The sequence below is a fragment of the Corynebacterium gottingense genome, from assembly GCF_003693265.1.
Classification (GTDB): Bacteria; Actinomycetota; Actinomycetes; order Mycobacteriales; family Mycobacteriaceae; genus Corynebacterium; species Corynebacterium gottingense.
The window spans coordinates 1-5497 of the sequence record NZ_RDRE01000047.1 but is presented as its reverse complement, the minus strand read 5'-3'; the positions used below and the strand labels follow the sequence as shown (position 1 = coordinate 5497).

The 5497-nt window shown below is 66.8% G+C and carries 4 protein-coding genes and 1 pseudogene; 1 reads left to right on the top strand and 4 read right to left on the bottom strand.

The features are described from left to right. Positions 1–243 (top strand): rhomboid family intramembrane serine protease (locus EAW56_RS10960; protein ID WP_122086559.1); only part of this gene is annotated, 243 nt, incomplete at its 5' end. A gap of 352 nt (positions 244–595) precedes the next feature. On the opposite strand, the gene EAW56_RS10955 is transcribed toward EAW56_RS10960, so the two are convergent. From EAW56_RS10955 to EAW56_RS12760, 4 genes and pseudogenes are all read right to left on the bottom strand, one after another. After that, complete coding sequence (locus EAW56_RS10955) at positions 596–2041, bottom strand: hypothetical protein (RefSeq protein ID WP_122086557.1); 1446 nt, start codon at positions 2039–2041, stop codon at positions 596–598. A gap of 317 nt (positions 2042–2358) precedes the next feature. Beyond that, the gene (gene crgA, locus EAW56_RS10950; protein ID WP_095275316.1) at positions 2359–2631 is read right to left on the bottom strand and encodes a cell division protein CrgA; all 273 of its coding nucleotides are present in this window, start codon (positions 2629–2631) and stop codon (positions 2359–2361) included. An 11-nt stretch (positions 2632–2642) separates the two neighbouring features. Next, the gene (pknB, locus tag EAW56_RS10945; RefSeq protein ID WP_122086561.1) at positions 2643–4823 is read right to left on the bottom strand and encodes a Stk1 family PASTA domain-containing Ser/Thr kinase; all 2181 of its coding nucleotides are present in this window, start codon (positions 4821–4823) and stop codon (positions 2643–2645) included. Beyond that, positions 4823–5497: pseudogene (locus EAW56_RS12760) on the bottom strand (hypothetical protein); the annotation flags it as partial. The gene pknB and the pseudogene EAW56_RS12760, both read right to left, overlap by 1 nt.

The window sequence follows — 5497 nt, the reverse complement described above, 5'->3', positions numbered from 1 at the left end:
GCCTATCGACGCCACGTCGACCCCCGCCCCGCCCTCATCCTCCTCGCGGGCAACGTGGTGTACACGCTCGTCGCCTCGGACGTGAGCGTGTGGGGGCACGCCGGCGGGCTGGTTGCGGGGGCGCTGATGGCGTGGCCGCTGACGTCGCCAAGCGTGCGCACGCGGTGGGTGGCGGCGTGGGTCGCGCTGGCGGTGTGCACAGTGAGCACAGTGAGCGCGGGGTACGCGGGGTACGCGGGGTAGCTGGCGTGGGGATTGTGGAGAAGTGCGGCGTGTTGTCCACCGGTTATCCCCATGGGGAGTTTTCCACAGATCTATTCACATTGTGGATAGTTACGGGCGTGTAATTCCTCGAACTGGGGGCGGGGTGGCGTCGATTGGCGAGGGCAAAGAGCGTTCGAACAGCCACTTTGTTCGGGTTGTGGAAGTAGTGCACAGGTTTATCCACAGGCTGTGGAATGTGGGGTATGCACAGACGGATCCACAGCCTGTGGATAACTTCGCCGTTGTGGGCGCAGCAAGAAGCCCGGGCCTCCGTGGTGGAGAGCCCGGGCGGGAGAAGAAATTTCGAAGCGGAACCGCTTAAGCGGTCAGCTTAGAAGGTGCCGTCCAGCTTGCGGCCGAAGTCGGACACGGTTGCCTCGCGGGAGTCGACGTCCTGGTCGTTGTCGTCGGACTCGTCGCCATCGAGACGGCCGGTCTGGGTCGCGGTGATGTAGTTGTGGATGCGGCCCTCGGAGGTGTTGCCGTCGCCGAAGTTGAAGGAAGCAACTGCAACCTCCTCGCCGGACTTGATCGGGTTAGCCAGGGTGACCTCGAAGGTGCGGACGCCCTTCTTGCGGTCGAAGCCCAGGTCGCGGACGTGAGCGCCCTTGTGGCTGTTGGCGGTGATCAGGCGGTCGACGCCCTCCGGGCCCTCAGCGGTCTTGACGTCAACGCGGAAGGTGACAGCCGGGAACTCGCCGTAGTAGCGGTCCTTGCCAACGTTCTTGATGCGCAGCGCAGCGGTGCCAGCGAAGCCGGAGGACTTCCAGGAGGAGGAGGTGAAGTACGGCTCGAGGTCCAGGTCCTGCTGCTCGCGGTCAGCAGCGTCCTCGGCGGTCTCGCCCTCGGTCTCGGTCTCCTCGATGGTCTCCTCGACCTCGGTGTTCTCCTTGTCAGCAACCTCGGTAGCCTCGTCGTCCTCGACGACCTCGGTGCCCTCGTCGGTGATGTCCTTGTTGGTGACGTCAGCGGCCTCGTCGTCGTTGACCTTGGTCACGTCCTCGAGGTCCTCGCCCTCGCGGAGCTTGTTGACCTCGTCCTCGAAGTTCGGGTTTGCATCGTCGACAGGCTTGGTGACCTGTGCGCCCTTGTTCGGAGCCCAGGAAGCAGCCGGGGTGTCGTAGTTCTTGACGCGGACCTCGTTCTTGACCGGCATGTTTGCGATCCACGCGGTCGGGGTCGCCCAGGTGCCGTTCGGGCGGCAGCGCTGCTGGGTACCGGTCATGGTGACGGTGCGGAAGCCGTAGGTAGCCTCGCCGGTGTTGCCGGCCGGAACCTCGTACGGGCCGATCTTCTGGCCGACGGACCAGGACAGGGAGCCGGAGACGTCCCAGCCGAGGGACTTGGCCAGGGTGTAGCCGATGGTGCCCTGCAGGCCGTCCTTGGAGCCGGTGCCGCCGATGTTCAGGGTCTCGGTCTTGGAGCCGTTGACGGATGCGGAGATCTGCTGGGTGCGGGACAGGTCCTGGGTCAGGTTGACCGGGCTGTCAGACAGGTTGGTGGTGGAGATGGTGCCGACCGGCAGGAAGTTGTCGGTGACCTTGTAGACCACCGTGCGGTAGTCCTCGGTGGAGTTGCAGACCGGGCGAGCGTTGAGCACGTTGGCCTTGATGTGGTCGGAGCCACGGTAGGTGTGGATGATCGGGAGGGAGTCGTTGGTTGCCGGGGTCTCCGGGCGGGACTCCTCGTTGGTCATTGCGTGAGCGGGGGCGGTCAGTGCGCCACCAGCGATGGCGACGGTAGCCACTGCGGCGAAGGCGGTACGGAAGGCGCGCATGTGGTTTTCCTTTCTGAGATTCGAAGTAAGTGCGATTTCGACGCGGTTGACGTCCTGGTAAGTATTTATAGCGACTAAACTGAGATTGCGCTTAATATAGTACGAATATACCCCCAACCGGGGGTGGCGAGGACTTGTAGAAACATCCATAGGAATACTAACTGTGCAGGTCAAGGGATTTTCGGGATAATCCGCGAATATTAATGATTACCGCGTTTGCTTACCTATCAACTACTCAAATTCTCAGGTTCGTGCTGACGGCGAGCAAAAAAGTAGCGGATACCCGCGAGGGGTATCCGCCTGCAGCGTGGCGTCGATTAGCGCCAGCCCATTGTCATGAGCAAACCGACGATCATCCCGGCGAAGCCGATGGCGTAATTCCACGGGCCCAGCTCCGCGAGGAACGGGATCTGGTCCGCGGCAAGGTAGAAGACGATCAGCCAGGCCAGGCCCAGGATCATCAGTCCAAACATGATGACCTTGTACCACATCGGGGTACCGCCGGTGTTGATCTTGACCGGGGTGCGGGTGGCGCCGGAGGAAGCGGTAGTGACCGGCTTCGCATCCTTGGTGACTTTTGCTTTCGGCATATTCTTGCTCCTTACAGGCCGAGCCCGCGGATTGCGTCGCCCAGCTGGTTCCCGTTGGCGTTCTGGGGCGATACCTTACCAGGCGTCCGCGAGGCGGCACTATTGTTCAGCGGGTTGAGCTGGGCCGCGTCGAACTCCCACAGGTTGTAGCCGATGGCCTGGTCCTTGCGGATCGTCTCACCCGCGCCCACGCCCTGGTGGCCGATCATGCCGGCGTCCACCATCGCGCCCGTGGGCACCGGCGGGCCGGCGACGAGGCGGCCGTTCCAGCCGGCCTCGCGCAGCTTCTCATCAGCAGCGTTGACGTCCAGGCGCGTGATCTCCGGCATGATCATCAGCATCCCGTTGGACACGCGCAGCTCCACGGTCGTACCCGCGTTGACCTCGGTGTTCTCCCCGGCCACGGCGAGGACCTCGCCGTCGGGGCGCTCCGAGTCGATCTTGGTTACCGTTGCGCGCAAGTCTAACGACGACAGCGTCGCCGTCGCCTGGTTCACGTCCAAGCCCACCAGCGACGGGATCTCCACCTGCTTCGGGCCCGAGGACACGGTGATGGTGACCTTGCTGCCCTTGGACAGCTGCGTGCCCGCGGCCGGGTGCTGGGAGATGATCGCGCCCTCCGGGACGTCCTCGGACGCCTCGTGACGGATCTCCTCGTTCAGCTCCAGGCCGCTCTCCTCCAGCAGCGCCTGCGCCTCCTGCGGCGCCATGTCGGTGAGGTCCGGCACGTCCGTGACCTCCTTGCCCGTGGACACGCTCACCGTGATCAGGGTGCCGCGCTGCAGCTCGGAGCCGGCGGTCGGGTTGGTGCCAATCACGTCGCCGCGCGCGAAGTCCGGGCTCGGCTCGTCGCTCACCGCGACCTGGAAGCCCAGGTCCTCGAGCTCGGCGACGGCCTCGTCGCGGTGCTTGCCGGTCACGTCCGGGACCTGCACCATCGACTCCTCCACCGGGGTGTCGGACGAGGTGTCGGGCGTGGAGAAGTACTCGTACGCCAGCCAGGACGCGGCGCCGAGCAGGATGAGACCCAGCAGGGCCGCGATCCACTTCATCCAGGAGATGCGGCGCTTCTCGTGCGAGCGGCGGTGGTCCTCGTAGCGGGTCGTGCCCTGCGGGCGCGGCACTGCGCCCTGAGGTCCCTGCGGGCCCTGAGGGCTCTGCGGCGCCTGGGGAGCGTGCGGGCCGGGCACGGCAGTCGCGCCGACGACGGTCGCGTCGGCGGCGTGCGCGCCAGGCTGCTGCTGGCCCAGGTCGTGCTCGGCCGCCGCCAGGTGGGTGCGCGCGGCGTGCGTGACACTGCCGCGCTCGAGGAGCGTGAGGTCCTCGCACATCTGGGTGGCGGACTGGTAGCGGTCGGCCGGGTGCTTCGCCATCGCGGTGAGGATGACGGAGTCGAGGTTCACGGCTTCGTCGTCAGTCAGCGCGTTCGCGGCGTCGGCAGCATTGGCCACGGTGCCGTGCGCGCCGTTGGTGCGGCCCAGCGCGGCGAGGCGCTCGCTCGGCGGCTCCGGGTCCTCCTGAACGTGCATGTACGCCACGCCGAACGGGGACTCGTTCTCAAACGGCGGGGTGCCGGTCACGGCCTCGTACATCACGCAGCCGAGCGCGTAGATGTCGGAGCGGGCGTCCACCGGTTTCCCGCGCGCCTGCTCGGGGGAGAGGTACTGGGCGGTGCCGATCACCGCGGAAGTCTGCGTGTGGACGGAGGAGGAATCGTCCACCGCGCGCGCGATGCCAAAGTCCATCACCTTCACCTCGCCGGTGTTGGTGACCATGATGTTGGCCGGCTTGATGTCGCGGTGGATAATGCCCGCGTCGTGGCTGGCCTGCAGGGCGCGCGCCACCGGGATCAGCAGCGACGCCGCCCGATTCGGCGGCAGCGGCCCGTCCTCGCGCACGATGTCGCGCAGGTTCCGGCCGTTGACCCGCTCCATCACGATGAAGGGGACGGCCACGCCGTCGACGTTTTCCGCGCCCGTGTCGTACACCGCCACGATGTTCGGGTGGTTCAGGCGTGCAGAGTTCTGCGCCTCCAGGCGGAAGCGCTCGCGGAAGCTCTCGTCCCGCGCCATGTCCATCTTCAGCATCTTGACCGCTACGCCGCGGCCCAGCACTGTGTCGGTCGCCGCGTAGACATCGCTCATGCCGCCGGTGCCAATTACGTCACCGAGCTCGTAGCGATCCGCGATCATCATTGCGCATTACCTCCGAGGATGGAATCAAGGTCAGGCAATTCTATCTCACCTGCGCCGCTGTCCGTTCCAGTGTCGGCGCCTGCGGACGGGGCGGCGGGTGCCGACGGCGCCGGCGTCGCCACGCTCGGCACCTCCTGCGCGCTCGTCGGCGCGCCGGCCGTCTTCGAGCCCTGCGGCACCGACGGGCGCGCCGCCGAGGTCGGGGCCTCCCGAGAGTGCTTCGGCTGCGTGGGCTCGTCGCTAATGGTCAGCGTCTCGGGGCTCCGCTCGTGGCGCGTCACGGTCTCGCGCTCGCGCGTCGTCGTGTCAGTCTCCGTGTCCTCGTCCTCGCTGGGCGACGGCGTGGATTCCACCGTCTCCGTCTGCGTGACCACGGTCGGGGCCGTGGAAGAGCTCGACGACGCGCCACCGCCGATACCGTCGAGGACGCCGCTGGTCATCGCCCACGCCGCTGCGCCGCCGACGAGCATCAGGCCGAGGATGCCGGCCACGATTGGGCCGGCCTTGGACGACTTCTCCGGCTCGCGCGCCGGGGCGGGCGCCTCCCGGTAGGTGCCGGCGCGGGAGGAGGCGGGGGCAGGGGGGCGTCGAGAAGCGACTGCTCGGGCGGCGGAAGGCGGGTACGCGCCCGCGGGACGGGTGGTGCGCTCCTCCGCCACGTCGGCGAGCAT